The sequence below is a fragment of the Bacteroides ovatus genome, from assembly GCF_001314995.1.
GTDB classification, from domain to species: Bacteria; Bacteroidota; Bacteroidia; order Bacteroidales; family Bacteroidaceae; genus Bacteroides; species Bacteroides ovatus.
This window is the reverse complement of record NZ_CP012938.1, coordinates 2,755,872-2,777,896: the sequence shown is the minus strand read 5'-3', so window position 1 is coordinate 2,777,896 and position 22,025 is coordinate 2,755,872. Positions and strand designations below refer to the sequence as shown.

General features: G+C 40.8%; 23 protein-coding genes. 12 read left to right on the top strand and 11 right to left on the bottom strand.

Annotated elements, in window-relative coordinates; translation table 11 throughout:
* The first annotated feature begins 191 nt into the window (after window positions 1-191).
* The 3 genes from Bovatus_RS11105 to Bovatus_RS11095 all read left to right on the top strand — a co-directional run bounded on the left by Bovatus_RS11105 (window position 192) and on the right by Bovatus_RS11095 (window position 2,050).
* Window positions 192-1,208, top strand: a complete 1,017-nt coding sequence (locus Bovatus_RS11105; RefSeq protein WP_004299245.1) for a LacI family DNA-binding transcriptional regulator — start codon at window positions 192-194, stop codon at window positions 1,206-1,208.
* 151 nt (window positions 1,209-1,359) lie between these two features.
* Window positions 1,360-1,674, top strand: coding sequence for a thioredoxin (gene trxA, locus Bovatus_RS11100; RefSeq protein ID WP_004299247.1), 315 nt, complete (start codon window positions 1,360-1,362; stop codon window positions 1,672-1,674).
* Between the two features lie 40 nt (window positions 1,675-1,714).
* Entirely contained in the window at window positions 1,715-2,050 is a 336-nt protein-coding gene (locus tag Bovatus_RS11095; RefSeq protein WP_004299249.1) for a hypothetical protein, read from the top strand.
* Between the two features lie 213 nt (window positions 2,051-2,263).
* Here Bovatus_RS11095 and Bovatus_RS11090 read toward each other — a convergent pair whose 3' ends face one another.
* Window positions 2,264-2,989 (bottom strand): RDD family protein, encoded by a 726-nt coding sequence (locus Bovatus_RS11090; RefSeq protein WP_004299251.1) that lies wholly within the window; start codon window positions 2,987-2,989, stop codon window positions 2,264-2,266.
* A 101-nt stretch (window positions 2,990-3,090) separates the two neighbouring features.
* Between Bovatus_RS11090 and Bovatus_RS11085 the strand changes: the two genes are divergently transcribed.
* The 6 genes from Bovatus_RS11085 to Bovatus_RS11060 all read left to right on the top strand — a co-directional run bounded on the left by Bovatus_RS11085 (window position 3,091) and on the right by Bovatus_RS11060 (window position 9,343).
* Window positions 3,091-4,053, top strand: coding sequence for a stage II sporulation protein M (locus tag Bovatus_RS11085; protein WP_004299252.1), 963 nt, complete (start codon window positions 3,091-3,093; stop codon window positions 4,051-4,053).
* Entirely contained in the window at window positions 4,034-4,972 is a 939-nt protein-coding gene (locus Bovatus_RS11080; RefSeq protein ID WP_004299254.1) for a hypothetical protein, read from the top strand. The genes Bovatus_RS11085 and Bovatus_RS11080 overlap by 20 nt, the downstream gene beginning before the upstream one ends.
* A 16-nt stretch (window positions 4,973-4,988) precedes the next feature.
* Window positions 4,989-5,606: a DUF4129 domain-containing protein gene (locus tag Bovatus_RS11075; RefSeq protein ID WP_004299255.1), complete on the top strand. Its 618-nt coding sequence runs from the start codon at window positions 4,989-4,991 to the stop codon at window positions 5,604-5,606.
* Complete coding sequence (locus tag Bovatus_RS11070; RefSeq protein ID WP_004299257.1) at window positions 5,603-6,874, top strand: DUF4350 domain-containing protein; 1,272 nt, start codon at window positions 5,603-5,605, stop codon at window positions 6,872-6,874. Before Bovatus_RS11075 ends, Bovatus_RS11070 begins: the two co-directional genes overlap by 4 nt.
* 11 nt (window positions 6,875-6,885) lie before the next feature.
* Window positions 6,886-7,860 carry an AAA family ATPase gene (locus Bovatus_RS11065; protein WP_004299258.1) on the top strand — a complete coding sequence of 325 codons (975 nt, stop codon included), beginning with the start codon at window positions 6,886-6,888 and terminating at the stop codon, window positions 7,858-7,860.
* A 172-nt stretch (window positions 7,861-8,032) separates the two neighbouring features.
* Window positions 8,033-9,343, top strand: coding sequence for a DUF58 domain-containing protein (locus Bovatus_RS11060; RefSeq protein WP_004299260.1), 1,311 nt, complete (start codon window positions 8,033-8,035; stop codon window positions 9,341-9,343).
* On the opposite strand, the gene Bovatus_RS11055 is transcribed toward Bovatus_RS11060, so the two are convergent.
* From Bovatus_RS11055 to Bovatus_RS11030, 6 genes are all read right to left on the bottom strand, one after another.
* Window positions 9,338-9,715: a HepT-like ribonuclease domain-containing protein gene (locus Bovatus_RS11055; protein WP_004299262.1), complete on the bottom strand. Its 378-nt coding sequence runs from the start codon at window positions 9,713-9,715 to the stop codon at window positions 9,338-9,340. The genes Bovatus_RS11060 and Bovatus_RS11055 overlap by 6 nt on opposite strands.
* Window positions 9,699-9,992 (bottom strand): nucleotidyltransferase family protein, encoded by a 294-nt coding sequence (locus tag Bovatus_RS11050; protein WP_004299263.1) that lies wholly within the window; start codon window positions 9,990-9,992, stop codon window positions 9,699-9,701. The genes Bovatus_RS11055 and Bovatus_RS11050 overlap by 17 nt, the downstream gene beginning before the upstream one ends.
* Window positions 9,993-10,063: 71 nt before the next feature.
* Entirely contained in the window at window positions 10,064-10,291 is a 228-nt protein-coding gene (locus Bovatus_RS11045; RefSeq protein ID WP_004299265.1) for an immunity 17 family protein, read from the bottom strand.
* The gene (gene tsaE, locus Bovatus_RS11040) at window positions 10,288-10,701 is read right to left on the bottom strand and encodes a tRNA (adenosine(37)-N6)-threonylcarbamoyltransferase complex ATPase subunit type 1 TsaE (RefSeq protein WP_004299267.1); all 414 of its coding nucleotides are present in this window, start codon (window positions 10,699-10,701) and stop codon (window positions 10,288-10,290) included. Before tsaE ends, Bovatus_RS11045 begins: the two co-directional genes overlap by 4 nt.
* Before the next feature lie 13 nt (window positions 10,702-10,714).
* Window positions 10,715-11,524 (bottom strand): metal ABC transporter permease, encoded by an 810-nt coding sequence (locus Bovatus_RS11035; protein ID WP_004307944.1) that lies wholly within the window; start codon window positions 11,522-11,524, stop codon window positions 10,715-10,717.
* A gap of 4 nt (window positions 11,525-11,528) precedes the next feature.
* On the bottom strand, window positions 11,529-11,972 hold the full coding sequence (locus tag Bovatus_RS11030; protein WP_004299271.1) for a hypothetical protein: 444 nt from the start codon (window positions 11,970-11,972) through the stop codon (window positions 11,529-11,531).
* 114 nt (window positions 11,973-12,086) lie between these two features.
* Here Bovatus_RS11030 and Bovatus_RS25660 point away from each other — a divergent pair, with 114 nt between their 5' ends.
* The 3 genes from Bovatus_RS25660 (at window position 12,087) to Bovatus_RS11020 (ending at window position 14,252) form a co-directional block, all read left to right on the top strand.
* A complete protein-coding gene (locus tag Bovatus_RS25660; RefSeq protein ID WP_004299273.1) occupies window positions 12,087-12,419 on the top strand; it encodes a hypothetical protein in 333 nt (110 codons plus the stop codon).
* A 63-nt stretch (window positions 12,420-12,482) separates the two neighbouring features.
* Window positions 12,483-13,214 carry a leucine-rich repeat domain-containing protein gene (locus Bovatus_RS25655; RefSeq protein ID WP_223225854.1) on the top strand — a complete coding sequence of 244 codons (732 nt, stop codon included), beginning with the start codon at window positions 12,483-12,485 and terminating at the stop codon, window positions 13,212-13,214.
* A 36-nt stretch (window positions 13,215-13,250) separates the two neighbouring features.
* Entirely contained in the window at window positions 13,251-14,252 is a 1,002-nt protein-coding gene (locus Bovatus_RS11020) for a M28 family metallopeptidase (RefSeq protein ID WP_004299277.1), read from the top strand.
* 56 nt (window positions 14,253-14,308) lie between these two features.
* Here the strand turns inward: Bovatus_RS11020 and Bovatus_RS11015 are convergent, their stop codons facing one another.
* From Bovatus_RS11015 to Bovatus_RS11000, 4 genes are all read right to left on the bottom strand, one after another.
* On the bottom strand, window positions 14,309-15,058 hold the full coding sequence (locus Bovatus_RS11015; protein WP_004299279.1) for an N-acetyltransferase: 750 nt from the start codon (window positions 15,056-15,058) through the stop codon (window positions 14,309-14,311).
* Window positions 15,059-15,404: 346 nt separating this feature from the next.
* Window positions 15,405-17,417: a RagB/SusD family nutrient uptake outer membrane protein gene (locus Bovatus_RS11010; RefSeq protein WP_004299281.1), complete on the bottom strand. Its 2,013-nt coding sequence runs from the start codon at window positions 17,415-17,417 to the stop codon at window positions 15,405-15,407.
* Between the two features lie 13 nt (window positions 17,418-17,430).
* Window positions 17,431-20,664: a SusC/RagA family TonB-linked outer membrane protein gene (locus Bovatus_RS11005; RefSeq protein WP_042994438.1), complete on the bottom strand. Its 3,234-nt coding sequence runs from the start codon at window positions 20,662-20,664 to the stop codon at window positions 17,431-17,433.
* Between the two features lie 628 nt (window positions 20,665-21,292).
* Window positions 21,293-22,009 (bottom strand): SDR family NAD(P)-dependent oxidoreductase, encoded by a 717-nt coding sequence (locus tag Bovatus_RS11000; RefSeq protein WP_004299285.1) that lies wholly within the window; start codon window positions 22,007-22,009, stop codon window positions 21,293-21,295.
* Window positions 22,010-22,025: the final 16 nt, after the last annotated feature.

Here is a 22,025-nt window from a genome sequence, read left to right as displayed (position 1 = left end):
TATTTTTTAATTCTATATTATTGTTAATGAAGCAAAGATAAGTTTGGTGAATAATAAAAAGCTGTTTTTTGAGGACGTTTTACCTGCAAACGATTGCGGGAACGTTCCCAAAATCTGCAAACGTTCCCAATGATTAGGATTTGTCATTGTAAATGCATATTTTTGCCCTAAGTTAAAATACAAAAGTAGCTATGAAGCACATTACCATTAAAGATATAGCCCGACATTTGTCTTTGTCTGTTTCAACAGTATCTCGTGCGTTGATAAATGATAAGAACATCCGTCAAGAGACTAAGGAAAGGGTGCTGGAAACAGCAAAAATGTTAGGGTATAAGCCTAATCCGGTAGCTACCAATTTGAAATATGGACATACGAATACTGTTGGGGTTATCGTTCCGGAAATGCTCACTCCGTTTGCTTCACAAGTGATAAGCGGTATACAAAGTGTACTTTATGCTAATGGGATAAAGGTTATTATTGCAGAATCAGATGAAGATCCAAATAAGGAAAGAGAGAATCTGCAAACAATGGAAAGGTTTATGGTAGATGGAATTATTATCTGTCTTTGTAGTTATAAGGAGAATTTGGATCAGTATATACGTCTGCAGCAGGCGGAAATGCCCATGGTTTTTTATGATCGTATACCGTATGGAATGAATGTTTCCCAGGTTATTGTAGACGATTATATAAAGGCTTTTTTTTTGGTTGAGCATTTGATCCGGGAAGGTTATAGGCATATTGTTCATTTACAGGGACCTGATGATGTGTATAATTCAGTAGAGAGGGCGAGAGGATATAAAGACGCATTGGCTAAATTTAACATTCCGTTTAATAAAGATAGGATGTTAAAGGCGGGGTTGACTTTCAAGGATGGAGCAAATGCGGCAGATATGTTAATAGAAAAGGGAATTTCCTTTGATGCAATTTTTGCTTTCACAGACACATTGGCTATTGGTGCAATGAATAGACTGCGGGATTTAGGTAAGAAGATTCCGGAGGAGATTGCTATTGCTAGTTTTTCTGGTACGGTGTTATCTACAATTGTTTATCCACAATTAACTACGGTTGAGCCTCCTTTACAACAAATGGGTAAGGTGGTGGCTGAATTGATTATTGAGAAGATTAAGGAGCCGTTGTCTCCAAATCGTTCGATAGTGTTGGATGCTGAGATTAAGTTGCGTGCTTCTTCTAAAAAGGAAAAAAAATAAAAAGGAGAGTAACCGACGAGTAGCTTTTGTATAAAGTGATTTGATAATACTATAAAACAATAAATAGGTATAATCAATTGGATTTAATTTTCTATATTTGTAGCGAGAATAAGCTAACGAGATAATATTTAATCATTAATACTTAAAGAAAATGGCTTTAGAAATTACAGACAGCAACTATAAGGAGATCCTTGCAGAAGGAAAACCGGTTGTGGTAGATTTTTGGGCTCCTTGGTGTGGCCCTTGCAAAATGGTAGCTCCTATTATTGAAGAATTGGCGGCAGAGTTTGAAGGACAGGTAATCATCGGCAAGTGTGATGTGGATGAAAATAGCGATTTGCCTGCTGAATATGGTATCCGTAATATCCCTACCGTATTGTTTTTCAAGAATGGTGAGATTGTAGACAAGCAAGTAGGCGCTGTCGGCAAACCTGTATTTGTAGAGAAAGTAAAGAAACTGTTATAAGCAGCCTACTTAATATCTATCACTTAATACTTAAATTATCATGGGACTGGAAGAAGATTTTTTATTAGCAGATGCCGATGATGAAAAGACCATCGAGTTTATCAAAAACTATCTGCCTCAAGAACTGAAGGAAAAGTTCTCGGACGACGAATTGTATTATTTTCTCGATTTAATCGACGAGTACTACTCTGAAAGTGGCATTCTCGACGCTCAACCCGATGAAGATGGTTATGTCAACATCGATTTGGAAGAGGTTGTGGCTTACATTGTAAAAGAAGCCAAAAAGGATGAAGTAGGAGAATATGATCCTGAAGAAGTCCTCTTTGTGGTTCAGGGAGAGATGGAATACGGAAACTCTCTGGGACAAGTGGACTAAACGACGTCCGGTCTCATTGCAGATAAAATTAAGATAAGGGGTGTGCTCTGTGAGTATACCCCTTTTTTGTGCGGTGTTTTTTCTCAAACATTCTTATGCCTATGAGAAAAAGTTCTCACTGCGATGAGAAAAAATACTCATTGCAATGAGAATTAATTCTCACTATGGTGAGAATAATCCCTTGCCTGAATAGCCTGAAACAGCGTATTCTGGTTATATTTCCTCCAATGCATAATACTGATAATCGCGAAGTACAGTCTGAAGAAATTTTTCCTGATTACCGTCACGAGGAGTAACGGAAAGCAATTCCTGTACTTTCTTAGCAAGTGCCGTGACACGTCTTGCCCGGTCTTTCTCGCTGGATTCCAGTGTTCGGGTAATTACATTCACTTGTTCGAGTGATAAATCAGCCGATTGTGGATATACCGGATGATAATTCTGGGTAAGATAATCGAATTCATCCAAGCTAACATGAATCTTACGGTAGTTTTTCTCTTTAATCACCATCGTACCGGCAGCAAGATCTCCTAGCCGTTGATTATTTTTATTCAATAAAATGACCAGAAGTCCCAGACCGCTTGTGATAGGACCATCAATTGGGAAAAGAATCCATCGTAACAGATAAGATCCTATGCTGGGAGTGGAACCGTCCACTTTTACAACACGGATATTGATGAGTTTCTTTCCAAAACTCTGTCCGTGATTGAACATCTCGCAAAGAAAAGAATAACCGAGAATAGGCAAATAAACGATGCACAGAAAAAAGAATAAACTGAATCCTGACGGTATACTTAATTTAGACAAGAGTGTAATAGTAGACAAGATGTAAAGCCCGATCAGAAAATAATCGATGATTAAAGCCATCAGTCGTTCGCCGATACTGGCGGGCGTTTGGCTGATACGAACGAATTGTCCGGTTATTATCGTAGATTCTGCCATTTCAGGTTAAACATTTTTAGGATTCCGTTGCAAATATATCATAATTCTCTTATTTTTGCTTCCGGTTTCGGACAAAACTTATCCGAAATCTATTGAAAAGCATGAAAGAAGTAACGTTTATTCGTCGGAACATTGAAAAATGGAAGGAGACAGAGAAGGTTGTGGAGCAGGCGGCAAGTCTGTCTCCCGATCAACTGGCCGATGCATATACGGACTTGACAGCTGACCTGGCATTTGCTCAAACACATTTCCCGACTTCCCGTATTACTATTTATTTGAATAATCTGGCTTCAGCGTTACATAACGAGATTTATCGGAATAAACGAGAGAAGTGGACACGCATTATAACCTTTTGGACACAGGAAGTGGCACGAACCATGCACGATGCACGCCGCGAATTACTGACTTCCTTTCTGATTTTTGTAGCCAGTGCATTAATCGGTGTATTATCAGCAGCGAATGATCCGGATTTTGTCCGGCTGATATTAGGAAACGGTTATGTAGATATGACACTCGACAATATAGCCAATGGTGAGCCGATGGCCGTGTATAACGGCTCTTCTGAAGTACCGATGTTTCTAGGCATTACGCTTAATAACGTGATGGTATCTTTCAACTGTTTTGCCATGGGATTGCTGACCAGTTTCGGTACAGGATATATGCTTCTTTCCAATGGCATCATGGTGGGAGCTTTTCAAACATTCTTTTATCAGCACGATTTGTTATGGGAGTCCAGTCTTGCTATCTGGCTACACGGGACGCTTGAGATTTGGGCGATCATCGTGGCCGGCGCCGCCGGATTAGCTTTAGGCAACGGTTGGTTGTTTCCCGGCACGTATTCACGATTGGAATCTTTCAGAAGAGGAGCGAAGCGAGGCTTGAAAATAGTGATCGGCACTGTTCCGGTATTTATTATGGCAGGCTTTATAGAAGGTTTTATTACCCGTCACACAGAACTTCCCGATATGTTGAGGCTCGGTGTGATACTCACTTCTCTGGCATTTATTATATTCTACTATATTTATTTACCAAATAGAAAAAAACATGGAATCACAGAAACCTAAGATTGCGATGTATGTGAAACGTCCTTTCGGTGAGAAGTTGAACGCTTCTTTTGATTTTATAAAAGAGAATTGGAAACAATTGTTTAAGTATTCAACTTATCTGATACTCCCTATATGCTTAATTCAGGCTGCTAACTTTAGTGGTTTAATGGGAAGTATGACAGATCTTAGTGCCATGCAGACTTCAGGAGGAATAGGTGAGAATCCGTTAGCTGCCCTGGGACCCTCATTTGCATTGAATTATGCGGGAGTAATCTTCTTCTTATGCTTGGGAGGTTTGCTGTTGACTTCCCTGATTTATGCGATGGTGCGATTGTACAATGAACGGGAAGAACGCCTGAACGGAATTGTATTTGGCGATATAAAACCGTTGCTGCTCCGTAATGTCAAGAGGCTGTTTCTGATGGGGATTGCTTGTGGCTTCTTGTTCCTCTTTGCGGTGATCCTTGTTGTTCTATTGGCTGTGTTAACACCTTTCACACTCATTCTGACCATTCCGCTTTTATTCGCATTTATGATACCTTTGGTATTAATGTCTCCCATCTACTTATTTGAAGACATTTCGTTGAGCGAGGCATTTGCAAAGACATTCCGGTTGGGATTCGCAACCTGGGGTGGAATTTTTCTGATATTAATTGTAATGGGACTCATTGCCAGCGTATTGCAGACAATTGTTTCTATACCATGGTATGTAATCTATATTGTGAAAATGATCTTTACTATGAGTGACGGAGGTGCAACCTCTTCATCGGTCGGACTGAACTTCGCACAATATTTGTTCTCTATCCTAATGTTGTATGGTTCTTACTTGTCGGCTATATTTAGTATTGTCGGTCTGGTTTATCAGTACGGTCATGCATCGGAAGTGGTAGACAGCATAACGGTAGAAAGTGATATTGATAATTTTGACAAACTCTAAAACAGACCTCAACTAAATGAATCTCACTTCCCCGGCTGATACATTAGTCTGTGATACGGCGCAGATTGCCCTCTGGCAGTCTGATCCGGCATACAACTATAACCGTGAACTGATTACTCCGGAGATGAATATCTTTGAGTGGATCAGCAGACAGTTTGGGGAATTGATGCGTAAGATATTCGGCAGTCGTTTTGCTGAAGAGTATTCAGGGCTTATCCTGGTATGTATTGCCATCCTTCTTTTGTTGCTGATTGTTTGGTTCGTCTATCGGAAACGTCCGGAATTGTTTATGGTCTCGCATAAAAATGCGTTGCCTTATACAGTTGAAGAAGACACCATTTACGGAGTAGATTTTCCGGGAGGGATTGCGGAAGCGCTTTCCCGTCAGAATTACCGGGAAGCAGTACGTTTGCTCTATCTGCAAACTTTGAAACAACTTAGTGACGCTGAACGTATTGACTGGCAACTTTATAAAACGCCTACCCAGTATATCAATGAAGTCCGGCTACCGGCTTTCAGGCAACTGACCAATCATTTCCTGCGGGTACGTTATGGCAACTTTGAGGCAACGGAAGAACTCTTCCGGGTAATGCAGGCCTTGCAGGAAGAAATAGGGAAAGGAGGCGTTTCATGAAAGGAAGTCGCTGGTTCATTGTCTTTATTGTCGCTTTTCTATTCATCATGTTTGCAATAGAATATCATTTGCCGAAGAATTTTGTGTGGAAGCCCACTTTCGGACATCATGACGAGCAACCTTTCGGATGTGCAGTGTTCGATAGTGTGTTGTCTTCTTCTTTGCCACAGGGGTACACTTTTTCGAGGAAGAGTCTCTATCAATTGGAGCAGGAAGATACGACGCAACGCAAAGGTATATTGGTTATCTCTGATAATTTGCGATTGTCGGACGTCGATGTAAACGCTCTGTTGAAAATGGCGGAACGCGGAGATAAGATCATGTTGGTGAGTACCTTGTTCGGCAGATATTTGGAAGATACCTTGCAGTTCAGGTCTTACTATTCTTACTTCAGTCCGATGGCTTTGAAGAAATATGCAACTTCATTTTTGAAAAAAGATAGCTTGCATTGGATAGGAGATTCGACGGTTTATCCCCGTCAGACTTTCTATTTTTATCCCCAGTTGTGCTCCTCTTATTTTTGGGGAGATTCACTTCCGGAAAGGGTGTTGGCGCAAAGAGTTTTTGAGTCGAATGAGTTCCGGTATGAAACAGAGGTGGACTCGTTGACAACGGATAGTCTTGTTTATATGCCTGTAGCGATGTCCCGTCGGTGGGGGAAAGGAGAAGTTATTTTAGTTTCCACTCCTTTGATTTTTACCAATTACGGAATGTTGGACGGCAAAAATGCAACCTATATCTTCCGTTTGTTGTCGCAGATGGGGAAGCTTCCTATCGTTCGCATGGAGGGGTACATGAAAGAAACTGCACAGGTGCAGCAATCACCTTTCCGTTATTTTCTTGCACATGAACCGCTTCGTTCGGCTTTGTATCTGACGATGATTACCATCCTGCTCTTTATGATATTCACAGCGAAGAGGCGGCAACGGGTGATCCCTGTTATTCACGAGCCGGCCAATAAATCTCTTGAATTTACCGAACTGATAGGTACGCTTTACTTTCAGAAGAAAGACCATGCGGATTTAGTTCGCAAGAAGTTTTCCTATTTAGCCGAAGAACTGCGGAGAGAGATTCAAGTGGATATTGAAGAAGTGGCCGACGATGAACGCTCTTTCCACCGGATTGCCCGAAAAACCGGAATGGATGCCGGAGAGATTGCTAAATTTATCCGCGAAGTCAGACCCGTGATTTACGGAGGACGTGTTATTGATGCGGAGCAGATGAAGGTATATATCGATAAAATGAATGAAATAATCAATCATATCTAAAGAAGAAATTTATGGAAGAGAATACAGAACAGCGAGTAGATTTAACTCTCTTTTCCGAGAAGATACAAGAGTTGAAAGACCGGATTGCTTCCGTCATAGTAGGGCAGGAGCAGACAGTGGATTTGGTACTGACGGCAATTTTGGCGAATGGACACGTATTGATAGAAGGTGTTCCGGGAGTTGCGAAGACACTGTTGGCCCGTCTGACAGCTCGTCTGATTGATGCAGACTTCAGTCGTGTTCAGTTCACTCCGGATTTAATGCCGAGTGACGTATTAGGTACGACTGTGTTTAATATGAAAACGAATGGTTTTGATTTTCATCAGGGACCGATTTTTGCGGATATTGTATTGGTCGATGAAATCAACCGTGCTCCTGCCAAGACACAGGCTGCCTTGTTTGAGGTAATGGGAGAGCGCCAGATCAGTATTGATGGAACGACTCACCGGATGGGAGATCTTTATACGATTTTGGCTACCCAGAATCCGGTAGAGCAGGAGGGAACATACAAACTTCCCGAAGCACAACTCGACCGTTTTCTGATGAAGATAACGATGGATTATCCTTCATTGGAAGAGGAAGTGAATATCTTGGAACGTCATCATACCAATGCCGCATTGGTGAAGTTGGACGACATTACTCCCGCTATTACCAAAGAAGAACTGTTGTCGCTCCGTGCTTTTATGAATCAGGTATTTGTAGACCGCACGTTGCTCCAATATATCGCATTGATTGTGCAGCAGACCCGTACCAGTAAAGCTGTATATTTGGGAGCTTCTCCACGTGCATCTGTAGCCATGCTGCAATCGTCGAAAGCGTATGCTCTTTTGCAGGGACGTGATTTTGTGACACCGGAAGATATCAAGTTTGTAGCTCCTTATGTACTTCAGCACCGTCTGATCCTGACTGCGGAAGCTGAAATGGAAGGCTATTCACCGGTGAAAGTGACACAACGCTTAATTGATAAAGTGGAAGTCCCGAAATGAAAAGATTTATGATTTATGAATTCTGATTTATGATTTGGGCTGCGCGTTGGATGTCTGACCCTATTCATAACATAAATCGAAGAAATCATAAATCGTAAATTATAAACTGTACGTAAATTGTAAATTGTAAGTTGAAGAAATTATAAATCATAAATTATAATTCATAAATCATTTGTTTCTAACTCGTCGTTTCTATATTGCCCTTGTCCTGGTTATCCTGTTGTTGGGTAGCGGATATGTTTTTGCTCCGTTCTTTGTTATCGGGCAGTGGGCACTCTTTGTCTTGCTTTTGGTGGTACTGGCAGACGTATATTCTCTTTATCGTATTCGTGGAATCCGTGCTTTCCGTCAGTGTGCCGACCGTTTCTCTAATGGCGACGAAAATGAAGTAAGTATTCGAGTAGAAAGTAGTTATCCGCATCCTGTATCTTTAGAAATCATAGATGAGATCCCTTTTATCTTTCAGAAACGTGATGTCGACTTTCAGGTGAAGCTTGGAGCAAACGAGGGAAAAACAGTTACCTATCGTCTTCGACCTACTCATCGTGGCGTTTACTCTTTCGGTCATATCAGAGTTTTTGTGACCGGAAAAATCGGCTTTATATCCCGGCGCTATACTTGTGCAGAACCTTTGGATATCAAAGTGTACCCGTCATATCTGATGCTCCATCAATATGAATTGCTGGCAATAAGTGATAATCTGACAGAATTGGGAATAAAACGTATTCGCCGGGTTGGGCATCATACGGAGTTTGAGCAGATTAAAGAGTATGTAAAGGGGGATGATTACCGTACGATTAACTGGAAAGCAAGTGCCCGCCGGCATGAACTTATGGTGAATGTGTACCAAGACGAACGTTCACAGCAGATTTATAATGTGATCGATAAAGGTAGAGTGATGCAGCAAGCTTTCCGTGGAATGACCTTGCTGGATTATGCAATTAATGCTTCGCTGGTGCTTTCGTATGTTGCCATGCGGAAAGAAGATAAAGCCGGATTAGTGACTTTCGATGAACACTTCGATACTTTCGTGCCTGCTTCCAAGCAACCGGGATATATGCAGACATTGCTGGAAAGTCTTTATAGCCAGCAGACCACTTTCGGGGAGACGGACTTCTCGGCTCTTTGCGTTCATTTGAACAAACATGTCAGTAAGCGTAGCCTGCTGGTACTATATACTAACTTCTCGAGCATAGGAGGAATGAACCGTCAATTATCTTACCTGAAACAACTAAACCGCCAACACCGTTTGCTCGTAGTCTTTTTTGAAGATGTCGATTTGAAGGAATATATCGCCCAACCGGCAAAAGATACGGAAAGCTACTATCGTCACGTGATTGCAGAAAAGTTCGCTTACGAGAAGCGGCTGATTGTATCTACTTTGAAACAACATGGAATCTATTCTTTATTAACTACACCGGAGAATCTTTCGATTGATGTGATTAATAAGTATCTGGAGATGAAGTCACGACAACTACTATGATAAGTCTTTTATAATTTGTTCAACTGTCTCTTTTAAAGGAGGAAGATGTTTTTGTATGACTACCCAGATAATCTCGTAGTCAATGTTAGCATATTCATGAGAAATGATATTTCTTAATCCAATAACCTTTGCCCATGGAATTTGGGGATAATCTTTAAGAAAGTTCTTTTGTGTTTTGTCGTCAACAGCCTTAATCGTTTCTCCTATTACTTGGATTCGCATGATGCATGCGTCTAAGATGGTCATTCCCCAAGGTGATAACAAAAAATCATCTACGTTCTGAATGTTCTTACACCTTTCTTCAATGATAGATATTGATTCTGATATTTGGAGAAACTTGTCTTGGATTTCTTCTTTAAGCGTATATTCCATCTCTTGCTATTCTTTGGGAAATAAGTGAACGGAGGTTTTTACGCAAACGAAGGAGGTCTATTTTGCAGTTACATATACGTTCCAGTTCTTCTTTAATATCAAACATAATAAAAGGGTCCGGATCCTTTAGTTCAACAAAAACATCCAAATCACTCTCTTCATGTTGCTCTCCACGGGCAACAGAACCAAAAATACCAATAGAAATAATTCCATATTTCTCGGCAAACTGTTGTTTGAATTGGCGAATTTTTGTAAGATATTCATTGGTTGTTTTCACTTTTCTATCCTCCTTTCATACAAAAATAGTAAAAAATGGGAAGAAAACAAAAGGATTCTCTTAAAAACATATTATCCTCCTATGGCTTTCCGTGTTTCCACAAAGAAGAATACAGCCATTCCAATGATGATAATTCCCAGTATTCCATAGAAGAGCCTTGCCCGGTTGCGTCCTACATTCCGGACAATGGTTTGTGCGTTGCGCGTTGTAAAGAACCAGTCCCAGTTCAGCAATGACGCCAACAGGGAGACGATTCCTGCTAGCGCAAAGATTCCTTGTACGATATATTGTCCGGTCATAGTTTGATTACTCTATTTCCGTCTTCCAGTTCTTCAATCGTTACTTTTACGGCATTTCCCGGAAGTAATTCTTCTACCAGTTCCGGCCATTCGATAAAGCAGAGAGCGCCACTGTAGAAATAGTCTTCGTAGCCCATGTCATACACTTCGCTTAGTTTCTTGATGCGGTAAAAATCGAAGTGATAGATTAACTCTCCGGTTTCGTCCGAACGGTATTCGTTGACAATAGCAAAAGTAGGAGAAGTGATAACATCCGTTACGCCCAATTCTTCGCAGAGTGCTTTGACAAATGTCGTTTTGCCGGCACCCATCTTTCCGTATAAAGCAAATACAGTGTTGTCGCCCATAGCAGCGATAAATTCACGGGCTGCTTCATGGATACTTTCCAGTGATTGAATTTTGATTTCCATATACTATCTATTATTATGACTTTTTCCTGCAACAACTCTTTCCGATTTTACAAACAGCGTAAATCAGGATAGAGAAGAATATGATGGAAGCTCCCGAAGGGACTTTCCAGTGATAAGAAATAAATAATCCACCCAGGCAGCCCAAGAAACCGATGCCAATTGATAACCAGATAATCTTCTTGAAACTATAAGTGAACAAGTTGGCTGTCATCTGTGGAATGGTGAGAAGAGAAATGGCCAGTACGATGCCTACCATACGCAGGCAGGCTACAATTGTCAGCGCAATGAACATCATCAACACATATTCGAATATCTCTACCGGAATCTTTTGCGAACGTGCAAACTCACGGTCAAAAGCAATATATACGATAGGGCGGATAAACAGATAAAAGAATCCGGTCAGTATCAGTGCCAATATGCCGAGCATCCATAAGTCAATTTGGTTGATAGTCAGGATATTGCCGAAGAGGTAAGCTGATAAGTCAGGCGCAAATCCCGGCGACAGGAAGCTGAACATAATTCCGAGTGCCATCCCTAACGTCCAGAATACTGCAATGGCAGAATCTTCGCGCATATCTTTCCGTCTGCTAAGCCACTCGACACCAAAAGCCGATAATACCGAGAATACGGCTGCCGAGAGTATCGGAGAAATTCCGGCAAACAATCCTAACCCGATCCCTCCGAAAGAAGCATGAGTGATTCCTCCGCTGATAAATACCAGGCGGCGGGTTACAATATATGTACCGATAATCCCACAGGCAATGCTTGCCAGCAGACTTCCCAATAGGGCGTGTTGAAAGAATGTATATTGTAGTAAATCCATCACATCACCTGTCATCTGCCTTTTTTACTTCTATGTTTCTTCTTTCTCCGATAATCAGAAAAACTTCGTCTTTGAGATCATCCGGTAGTTCAATGCCACGGAGCTGAAGGCTACGTACCCATCCGGCCACTTCTACATCCAGTGTCGTATACAATACATCCCGAAACATTTCTGTTTCTTCTTCTGTATACGCATCTCCTGCCTTGCCAATGAACTGGTCCAGTTCTTCGTCATCGTAATATTCTATCTTTTTGCTGACAGCTGCCAGCAGGCTATCCCGTTCGCATACTTCGTGTTGTCCGCAGCATTCCACATCTACTTCCTTCACTTCCGGCATACGGTCCAGTTCGCCCTTTTCTATTTTCTTTTGCAGTCTTTTGTTGCGGATAATTCCGGCTATCAGCGCAATGACACCCAGCAACACCAGACTTATAATAAGTATCCACATGACAATATAACAGTTACCAATCAATTTTGTGCAAAGTTACTTATAAATTTGTATTCTATCGTGTATGCTATCTATTTCTTTCGTACTTTTGTATGTTACTAACTCAAATATAAGATGAAAAGACAGAGTATATTATTCGTTCGGAGTATGTGGGTGGTTATCTTATTCACTACCCTTGCTGCCTGTAAAGATACGGATAACAGAGTGTTTGGAGATGATTTTGAATTTCCGGCATTGACAGATGAAAACACGATTCGCTTTACAGTGAATGTTGTAGGAGACTGGCGGCAGTTGGACATTGTAGCAAGTGGGGGACGAATGGTGATAGATTGGGGAAACGGTCGTATACAGAAAATAGAAGATCCTTCTTCAATGAGTGGCGGAGTGGTATATAGATATGGAAATAAAGGGTTATATGAAGTGAGGATTTGGGCTGAAGAGCTGTAGCTTATCGATATAAGTGGTTTGCTTCTTCCTTTGAGTCATCTTTATTTGGGAAATATGCCGCGAATGAAATCACTGGCTTTGAATAGCATTTCTGATACTCGCGAATTGGACTTGAATACCTTCTGTCCTAATGTGGAAAGTATTAATATCGGTAGTTTCACTGATTTGGAGCATTTGGAGATTGAGGATTGTTTCCGATTGCGATCTATACAAGTTTATTCTAATCCCAAATTGACTTCAATAGAGTTTGGTAGTCATCCGGAAGCGGAAAGTTTATATTGTTCTTATAATGGTTTTTCTTCCCTTTCCCTTAAAAGCTTGCCGGCATTGCGCGATATTGATTTGAGTTCTAATGAAGTATTGTCACATCTGGAATTGAACGAGAAGACTTCAATTTCTGCGATATTGATACAAGGATGTGCTTTCCAATCAATTACTGATATATTGAAATGTTGCCCTTCTTTAAGGGAATTAAGTTGCTCATACAACAAATTGACCGAACTTGATCTGTCCGATAACTCTAATATTAGTGAATTGCGTTGTGAACATAATCAGCTAACTCGTTTAATGGTACCGCAAGGAAGTCTGTTAGAACATCTTTATTGCCACTCGAATCAATTGGATGAGGATGCCTTGAATACACTGTTTGATTCCTTGGGGCAAGTGCTGGAACCTGCTATTTATTATCCGACTCCTCCCCGGCAATATCGGATTTCTTTTAATGATAATCCGGGAGCAGATGATTGTAATAGAAATATCTTGAATGATAAAAACTGGATAGTTGAAAATAAGTAAAGTATGGACGATTGTTTCTTAAATCTTATATAGATCATGAAGAAAAACATTCTGCTTCTCTCTTTTTTGTGTAATTTTTCATTGTTGTTATCTGCCCAAACTAACGTAGAAAAAGGGTTGCAGAGTATCAACCGTTCCTCTGCCGAAGCTACTATCAACTTTTTGGCTAGTGATGAATTGCAAGGCCGTGAGGCAGGTTTTCATGGTTCACGTGTGACCTCGGAGTATATTGCTTCTTTATTACAATGGATGGGAGTATCACCTTTGGCTGACAGCTATTTCCAGCCTTTTGATGCTTACCGTAAAGAACGTCAGAAAAAAGGACGTCTGGAAGTGCATCCTGATTCCATAGTTAAACTGAAACAGGAAGTTCATCAGAAGCTTTCCATGAGGAATGTATTGGGAATGATTCCTGGTAAAAATACCAAAGAATATGTGATTGTGGGGGCGCATTTCGACCATTTAGGTATTGATCCTGCACTCGATGGCGACCAAATATACAATGGTGCTGACGATAATGCTTCCGGTGTATCGGCAGTGCTGCAAATAGCAAGAGCCTTTTTAGCCAGTGGACAGCAACCCGAAAGAAATGTAATCTTTGCTTTTTGGGATGGAGAAGAAAAAGGACTGCTTGGCTCTAAATATTTTGTACAAACTTGTCCTTTCCTATCTCAAATCAAAGGCTATCTGAACTTTGACATGATTGGCCGTAATAACAAACCTCAACAGCCTAAACAGGTCGTTTATTTTTATACAGCCGCCCATCCGGTCTTTGAGGATTGGTTGAAAGAGGATATCAGAAAATACGGTTTGCAATTGGAACCGGATTACCGCGCCTGGGAAAATCCGATAGGAGGAAGTGATAATGGTTCGTTTGCCAAAGTAGGTATTCCGATCATCTGGTATCATACGGACGGGCATCCTGATTATCACCAGCCTTCCGATCATGCTGACCGATTGAATTGGGATAAGGTCGTAGAAATCACTAAAGCCTCTTTTCTCAATATGTGGAAGATGGCAAATGAGAAGTCTTTTTAATGAAGCAGATAAAATACAATCCTGATAATTAATGGGAAAAGTCAGGATTGTATTTCTTATTTTTTGAGTATTCTTTTTAAATAGTCGATAGGTGGCAAATTCACAGTCTCAAAACTTCCTTTATAAAATACTGCAAAATTATTAAAAACACACGGTAACTCTTTTGCTTTCTGTAGCGTATCTACTTGAATAAAAGAAACAGGGACATCATTTGTTTCACAATATTGTTTGATCATTTCAATGTATTTATAGATGTAGGGGCATTGCATATCATAATAAATCGTCAGTTCCTCACTTTCTATTTTCAGATTTTTGGCATTTGGCGCAAATTGCGGTACTGTTCCGTCGAAAGAAAGAGCAAGCAATTCATATCCGTTATCAGTAGTGTCAACCACCTCAAAACCAAATTTCTTTGCAAATGATTGGTCGGAAAGCCAGCTCTTCTGTTTTTTTGCCCCAAGCATACAAATGCCGGATCTACCTTTTTCTTTGGCATCAGCTATACAGTACTCTATTAATGCTTTCCCATATCCGTTTCCTCGGGGGCTACCTAGCACCCATAAACAATACAGATAATAATAGTTGTCGCCGATGACGGGAACCCAAGCTGTTTCAAGAGGGGCATATTCAATAAAAACAGTAGCTTTGGCGTTTAACTTTCTAAAGACATGGCCTTCATTCAGCCGGTCGGAAAGCCATTGCCGTTTTGCTTCAATACCAGGATGAGACTTTTTGCTGCGGATAATGCAGCATAAATGCTCATTAGAAAGATTTTCTGTTGTTAAGTTTGTAAAGTCAGTATTCATATACACCTTTGTTTCAAGTTAGATATTATCAATCGGATAGTGTAGTAATTGTAATACTTGATTAGCCCGGTTGATAGATAAGCAAATACAAATGTAGTGAATTTTGCGGATAATCTCTGTTGGGTGACTATGGAAATCACAAAGACTTTTTATACATCTGCAGAGGATGTTGAACGAGAACTCATGCGAATGTAAAACTTCATTGCCTAACTTAGGATTAGATTGACCGCAGTTCTACCTAATCTGAAGCGAGACAATGAAGTTTATAAAAATAAAAAGATAACAGATATATAATATTAAGGTCGATATATTTGTAAGCTCAAAGAGTTGTTCTTTTATCTTTTTATTATTCTACAGGTTGTGCGCCGGTGTCGCCTTCAATCTTCCATCCCGGGTTCTGATAAACGACTGAACTTGTAAAATCATTCTTATCCGAGGCTGTCTGACGAAATACAGCCATACCTATCGGATTCAGATAATGAGCAGGTGTAAAGAGGAATCCCTTCTGCCCGGCAATCAGATTATTCTTCGTGATTTTTTCGTATGGAAGAATATATTTACTTAAATCAGGTGAGGACATATTACCTTCTGCCGGATCTACTTTACATAAATCTGCCAGTTGCGTTTCATAGTTGCTTCCCCAGTATAGCATACCTTCTACACGGTAAGGTTTGGATATCAACTGGTCGCATGCACGCCAGCGTTTCAAGTCTTCCCAGCGCAAAGCTTCTGCACAAAGTTCGTTACGGCGTTCACGGCGGATATTATATAACGTCGCGTCTATCAATTGGCCATGAGAATAAGCACCGAAATCGCCTTTAGCCTCTTCGCTCATCTGTGTTGCAGCGATTGTCTTATTATAGTCTTCGTCCACTTTGGCGCGTCGGCGTAAAGCTTTCCAATATCCGTCGGCTGTTCCGTCGATTCTACCATTTTTTTCATACGAAGCTTCCATGTAAATCAACATGGCTTCTGCCGCACGGAAAACAATACCACCTGATGTTCCCGCACTATGGTCATTTGCCATGTGACTGGAGTAGTGTTTGCCTTTTTTGATGATGAATCCGGTTGTTGCCAAACTTCCTTTATCGCCATAAATGAAACGGATTGAGCAATAACTGGGAGTTCCGTCATCACCGTAATAATTCACATCACCTTTATTTTCAGTGTTGGCATCACCCGGCTTTTTGGTAAAGATAACAATGCGTGAATCACGATTCTGTAAAGTGGAATTTACTCCTTCTTTCTCCCAATCGGGATTATAATCGGAACCGGCTGCATAGATGGGAAGCCCATTGCGCATCAGGAATGAATTGACCATGCCACGAGTCCATCCGGAACCACCGCCATTGCGTGCCAACTCCATTTGCAAGTTGCTGGTTACCAATCCTTCCTTGAACAGTTTCCACATCAGTATTTCATCATATCCTTCCATGTTTTCATCGCAGAACATGGTGTAGTAAGGATTGATGGAAACCAGACTGGCGTTCATACCTTCGGGGGTATCGGTATTGTCTGCCAGTTTTCCGACGATATAGTCGCCTACCACTTTTGATGACTTCATTGCTTCATCAAGAAAATAAGCCACTTCTGCATCACTATTAAAACCGCTTACATCTGCGGGATTACCCGGCCATCCTTTTCCACCGGGTACAAAAGCTGTTCCTTTGTGATACTTTTCCCAAGTTGCTTCGAAGAGGGCAACGCGTGCACGTAGCAAGTGAGCTACGTTTTTGCTGATGCGATTCTTGCCACCGGGACTTTTATCAAGCAACAATTCTGTTGCTTTTTGCAAATCGTCCAGAATGAAGCGTGCCACCTTATTACGCGGCTGGCGCTTGCTGGATTCCACCAAGGTCTCTTCTATGTCGGGCAATGCAGTAGTGATAATAGGCAGATCTCCTAAAGAAACCAGTAATTTATAATAATTGTATGCCCGGATCACGTACATTTCTCCGATATAATGCTTCACATTATCCTGATTGCCGGTAATAGTGCCGGCTTCGAATTTCGGTAAAGTATTATCAAAGAAATAGTTGCAGGTTCGTATTTTACTCCAGTCCCATTCGCCTTCACCTGACGGCACCTTCTTTTGCCCGGGTATCCAGAAGGCCGGTGAGTCACCACTGGCTTGGTTATCAGTATCATTATCTTTGCCGAAGAAATTGATGCCATACGCATCGGTCACTGTTTCAAATGGGTAAGCATTGATTGTGTATGCAGCCAGATCACTTTCGGATGCAAAATATTTTTCGGGAATTACTTTATCCAGTGGTTCCCTGTCGAGAAAATCATTGCAACCGGTCAGTCCGCCCAATAGCAATGTTCCTATTGTCAAAAGTTTAATATGTTTTTTCATAATCGTTTATCATTTAAAATGTTGCACTTAAACCGAATGATACAGTCTTGGATAGCGGATAGGTACATCCGTCCCAGTTGCCGATGCCAACAGTTTCGGGGTCAAACGTATCGGCCAGACTGGTAATAGTAAATAAATTCTCTGCTGAAACAAAGAATCGCAGATTGTTTACGCAGAATTTCTCTGTCAAAGATTTAGGTAATGTATAACCTAAAGTAACGTTTTTCAGACGGCAGTAAGCCGCATTTTGCAAATATCGGGTCTGTGGATTACGGTTTCTATCATTCTCGAGAGGACGCGGATAATAACCACCCAGGTTAGCTCCTAGCGGATTAGTCGTATCTTCTCCGCGGAAATAGTCCAGATGAGGTTTGAAAAAGTTGGTTTGCCAGTAGCCTACTGCTCCCCAGAACATTGTAGAACCACTCCCCGGCATATAATCACGTTTCATCGTTCCTTGGAAAAATAATTTAAGGTCGAACCCTTTCCAGGCGGCATCCAGATTCAAACCAAAGTTGTAGCGTGGTGTACTGTTGCCTATTTTCTTCAAATCACCATGATCAGCCAGTGTTTTGTTACCTCTGCTGATCTGGCCGTCACCGTTCAAATCCGCATACATGATGTCACCTGCTCCCCAGCCGGAACCGAGTACATCCTGTGCGCCATTGGGCATACCGGCCAAATGATCTTTCATCTCTTGATCGGTCTTTGCGATGCCGATTGTTTGGAATCCCCATATATCACCTACGTGAGCACCTGCATAATACGTATTATTATTGTCTTTATCTAAAATTGTGTTTGACGGATTGGGGTATTTATCAATAACCACTTGATTGTCTGACAAAGATAAGGTAACTCCATACTTAAAGTCGCGTATCTGGTCGCGCCAGTTCACCTGTATTTCCCAACCTTTGGAAGTCATATCGAGGTTGTTTACTTTGGGAACGGCAATGCCTAAGAGGTTGGGTAGTTCGGGGGCGGGGCCTACCATGTTTTTAGATTTACGCTGGAAATAGTCGAATGTTACATTCAAACGATTGTTGAGCATAGATAAGTCGAAACCTAAATCCAGTGTTTGCGTCTTTTCCCATGTCAGTAAGGAAGATACCAGCGCAGATTCTTTGGAAATATTTGGTTTTACGCCATTTACCAGCCAACTGCCTAGTGCGTAATTGCCCCATTGGTCTTTGTTAATATCAATAGTTCGATAGAATGGATACCAGTTATCTGTGTTTTGGTTGCCCAATTCACCCCATGAACCACGTATCTTGAATGTGCTGATTAAATCGGTCAGATCTTCAAAAAATGCTTCACGGGCCATGTTCCATCCTAAGGAGAATGATGGGAATAGATTCCAGCGGTTATCTCGAAGGAAACGTGAAGTGCCGTCATATCTCATATTTACTTCAGCCAGATAACGTCCTTTGTAGTCGTAATTAACACGTCCGAAGAAGCCGGCTGTAGCCCATTCGGAGTACCCTCCTCTGTTTTGTGCATTTGTCTGCGTGGTGTTCAAGGTAGCCACTTCCGACATGATACCGTCTTGGGAAGCGGTAATATCACGTTGTTTGAATAGTTCGCTCTGAAAACCCAGCATCACTTTAAAGTTGTGCCCGCTTTCTAATGATTTGCCGTATTCGGTAAAGATGTTCGGATTGAAGAAATTACTCTTATAAGCATATTCTGTAACGCTGGAAGTTTGATTGGCAATAATGTAGGGATTTTTACTCACATCATAACCATAAACGGTTTGATAATCGGTATGGTCGAAATTATAGTTGGAACGGTAGTTCAATTCTACGTTAATTTTCCAGTCTTTGATGGGTTCCACGATGAAAGCAAGCTGGTGTGCCATCACGTCTTTTTGTGATTTATATCGGCCTCCTTCTGTTAATTGGTAAATCTTGGATTCGACAGTATAGAATCCGTTTGGGTCTACTACCGGAATGACAGGCCAGTAGCGACATACATCGAAATAGAATACATTACTTTTGATATCGCCTCCGGCAAATGAAGGAGCTTCATAATCCGTCCGGTTAAAACGCATACTATAACTTATTTTCAACCATTTGGTTAAGTCCGCATTGATTTTTGCAGTAAAGGAGTAGCGTTGTTTGTTATCATCTCCAAACTTCAAGAGACCTCCTTGGTCCAGATAATTCGCAGAAAGATAATATTGTATTTTATCCGTTCCACCATTTACGCTCAATGAATGCTCGTGGGTAAAGCTATTACCAAATAACGTTTTTAACCAGTCGGTATTGCCGGTAGGCATCACGTCTTGCCGTTGGGGATCATCGAATGAATTCCATCTTCCCGCATCGGTCGGCCACATATATTGTGTGCTTTTTCCTGCTTGAAAATCCAGAATTTGTTGAAGTTTGGTGGCGCTATACATGGGAGTCTGTCCACCATTAGTTAACTGGTCATTGACTGCCAGAGCAAAATTGTATGAATCTGCCATTTCAGGCATATTCAAGGGAGATACAAAACGGAAGTTGTTATTATAGTTAACTACCGTTTTTCCCGACTTACCTTTCTTTGTTGTAATCAGGATGACTCCACCTGGTGCCCGCGAGCCATAAATGGAGGAAGCGGCTGCATCTTTCAGTACAGAAATATTCTCAATGTCCTGTGGATTGATAGCGTTCATGTCTCCCTCCATACCGTCAATGAGCACCAATGGTTCTACCTTTGAACCAGCTCCAATTGTTCCAACACCACGAATATTGAATTTTTTGTCTGAACCTAAGGAGCCACCACCATCACCAGTAGAGATATTCATCCCCGGAACCATACCTTGCAAAGCTTCTATGGTAGAGTTAACGGGACGTGCCGAAATTTCTTTTGCTCCTACCGTAGATACAGATCCTGTTACATTCACTTTCTTTTGTGTACCAAAAGCAACCACAACAACTTCATCCAATGTTTGTGTATTGTCTTTAAGGATGATATTCAATGATTGTCCTGTGAATTTGATTTCTTGAGTCTGATAACCAACAAAAGAGACTACAATAATATCTCCGGTTTTTACATTGTTTAAAGAGAAGTCACCGTTGATTCCGGTGATTGTACCGTTCGTCGTACCTTTGGCTACGACGGATGCACCGATGATGGTTTCACCTGCTGCATCTTTTACTACACCCTTACAAGTAGTACCCTGTTGTACAACGGAAACTTTTAGAGTGCTTTCACCTATTTCCGGATAAGCTGCTTCTACTGACATTGTCAGTAGGAACAACAACATACTAACTGACTTTAGTTGTTTTAACATAGCATTGAATTTAGAGTTTTTCCTAGAATCCGGAATTACTTTTAATAAGTTCTTTCAGAACTTATTCCGTGCGTAAAACGTTGGATTCAAAGCCTTAAATTCAAAAAAAGAGTCATCTTTTAAGCGATCTTTTCTACTTGTTTTATACCCATTTTATATCTATTTCGTACCTGTTTGTGTTAGATGAAATAACAAGGATGATGAAATAAACAAGTCGTTTCATTTCAATATGAAGATAAAATACGGCTTTGGGTATTCTTAAAAAGAAAAAATGAATGAGAATTTGATATTATTTTTGAAAATACATGCTATGTATTAAAATATATTATATATTTGTGCCGTTAATTCTAATTTTATAAACCATCCTAGTTCTGAAAGAACTTATTTTTTCATCATTGATTACTGAACCCTAAAAGTGTCCTCCAATTGTAAGAGAGCTGTTTATTTGTGAGTTAGCTATTATCATTAATATGATTCCCGTACAGACTTATATACATAACTAGAATTTGGTAGATACCAATATCTGTATAAACAGTTGGGGCAGGTGTTTTTTTATTAGATTTACTTAGACAAATATGTGTTGGCTATGGAGTATCTATCATTACATCCGGCAATAAATAGCAGATGGCAACAGACGAAACAGGATAGTTACATATCTCCATCTTTGGGAAATGAAAGCTACTTTTTTCTTTTTAGAAATAGCCTTTTTAATTTGTTTCACAGCTTTATCAACGGGAGTAACCCAAAACAATCCTTCTCCTTTTGCCATAGCGGTGTCTACAAATCCGGGACGAATATCGGTAGTGTAAATAGAATAAGGAGATTTAGTTGCTTTTTGTCGTAATCCTTCCATATAGTTGATTTGATAGGCTTTCGACGCATTGTAGGCGGGAGCGATGCCACTGCCGCGTGTACCTCCAACAGAGGAAATAGTAACCAGATGCCCGCTTTTTTGCTGTTCGAAATATCGGAAACCCCAGTCTGCGATGTTGGTGAATCCTATCACGTTCGTTAGTAAGGTAGGTTCTTCCAATTGGTAGGAGAGTTCGGGGTTTAGTTCTCCGGTCCCGGCACAGATAATCAATATATCCATTCCACCCATTTTTTGAGTGAGAGTTTCGAGGGATGAAATGGTAGCTTGTGTATCGGTGATGTCGCACACTTGATAGAATAGTTTGTCTTTGTCCCGGGCGCATACCTCTTCTAATAGATTTTCCCTGCGACCGGTAATGCCGATAAGATAATCTTCTTGAGAATAGACTTCTGCCAATCCGCGACCGATGCCGGAAGTTGCACCTATAATTATAATTTTTTTCATGAAATACAATATACTT

What these genes read in the sequence shown, in the direction of transcription:
- Bovatus_RS11105 (WP_004299245.1), top strand. Translation starts at nt 192, where the DNA reads ATGAAGCACATTACCATTAAAGATATAGCCCGACATTTGTCTTTGTCT.
- trxA (WP_004299247.1), top strand. Translation starts at nt 1,360, where the DNA reads ATGGCTTTAGAAATTACAGACAGCAACTATAAGGAGATCCTTGCAGAA.
- Bovatus_RS11095 (WP_004299249.1), top strand. Translation starts at nt 1,715, where the DNA reads ATGGGACTGGAAGAAGATTTTTTATTAGCAGATGCCGATGATGAAAAG.
- Bovatus_RS11090 (WP_004299251.1), bottom strand. Translation starts at nt 2,989, where the DNA reads ATGGCAGAATCTACGATAATAACCGGACAATTCGTTCGTATCAGCCAA.
- Bovatus_RS11085 (WP_004299252.1), top strand. Translation starts at nt 3,091, where the DNA reads ATGAAAGAAGTAACGTTTATTCGTCGGAACATTGAAAAATGGAAGGAG.
- Bovatus_RS11080 (WP_004299254.1), top strand. Translation starts at nt 4,034, where the DNA reads ATGGAATCACAGAAACCTAAGATTGCGATGTATGTGAAACGTCCTTTC.
- Bovatus_RS11075 (WP_004299255.1), top strand. Translation starts at nt 4,989, where the DNA reads ATGAATCTCACTTCCCCGGCTGATACATTAGTCTGTGATACGGCGCAG.
- Bovatus_RS11070 (WP_004299257.1), top strand. Translation starts at nt 5,603, where the DNA reads ATGAAAGGAAGTCGCTGGTTCATTGTCTTTATTGTCGCTTTTCTATTC.
- Bovatus_RS11065 (WP_004299258.1), top strand. Translation starts at nt 6,886, where the DNA reads ATGGAAGAGAATACAGAACAGCGAGTAGATTTAACTCTCTTTTCCGAG.
- Bovatus_RS11055 (WP_004299262.1), bottom strand. Translation starts at nt 9,715, where the DNA reads ATGGAATATACGCTTAAAGAAGAAATCCAAGACAAGTTTCTCCAAATA.
- Bovatus_RS11045 (WP_004299265.1), bottom strand. Translation starts at nt 10,291, where the DNA reads ATGACCGGACAATATATCGTACAAGGAATCTTTGCGCTAGCAGGAATC.
- tsaE (WP_004299267.1), bottom strand. Translation starts at nt 10,701, where the DNA reads ATGGAAATCAAAATTCAATCACTGGAAAGTATCCATGAAGCAGCCCGT.
- Bovatus_RS11035 (WP_004307944.1), bottom strand. Translation starts at nt 11,524, where the DNA reads ATGGATTTACTACAATATACATTCTTTCAACACGCCCTATTGGGAAGT.
- Bovatus_RS11030 (WP_004299271.1), bottom strand. Translation starts at nt 11,972, where the DNA reads ATGTGGATACTTATTATAAGTCTGGTGTTGCTGGGTGTCATTGCGCTG.
- Bovatus_RS25660 (WP_004299273.1), top strand. Translation starts at nt 12,087, where the DNA reads ATGAAAAGACAGAGTATATTATTCGTTCGGAGTATGTGGGTGGTTATC.
- Bovatus_RS25655 (WP_223225854.1), top strand. Translation starts at nt 12,483, where the DNA reads ATGAAATCACTGGCTTTGAATAGCATTTCTGATACTCGCGAATTGGAC.
- Bovatus_RS11020 (WP_004299277.1), top strand. Translation starts at nt 13,251, where the DNA reads ATGAAGAAAAACATTCTGCTTCTCTCTTTTTTGTGTAATTTTTCATTG.
- Bovatus_RS11015 (WP_004299279.1), bottom strand. Translation starts at nt 15,058, where the DNA reads ATGAATACTGACTTTACAAACTTAACAACAGAAAATCTTTCTAATGAG.
- Bovatus_RS11010 (WP_004299281.1), bottom strand. Translation starts at nt 17,417, where the DNA reads ATGAAAAAACATATTAAACTTTTGACAATAGGAACATTGCTATTGGGC.
- Bovatus_RS11005 (WP_042994438.1), bottom strand. Translation starts at nt 20,664, where the DNA reads ATGTTGTTGTTCCTACTGACAATGTCAGTAGAAGCAGCTTATCCGGAA.
- Bovatus_RS11000 (WP_004299285.1), bottom strand. Translation starts at nt 22,009, where the DNA reads ATGAAAAAAATTATAATTATAGGTGCAACTTCCGGCATCGGTCGCGGA.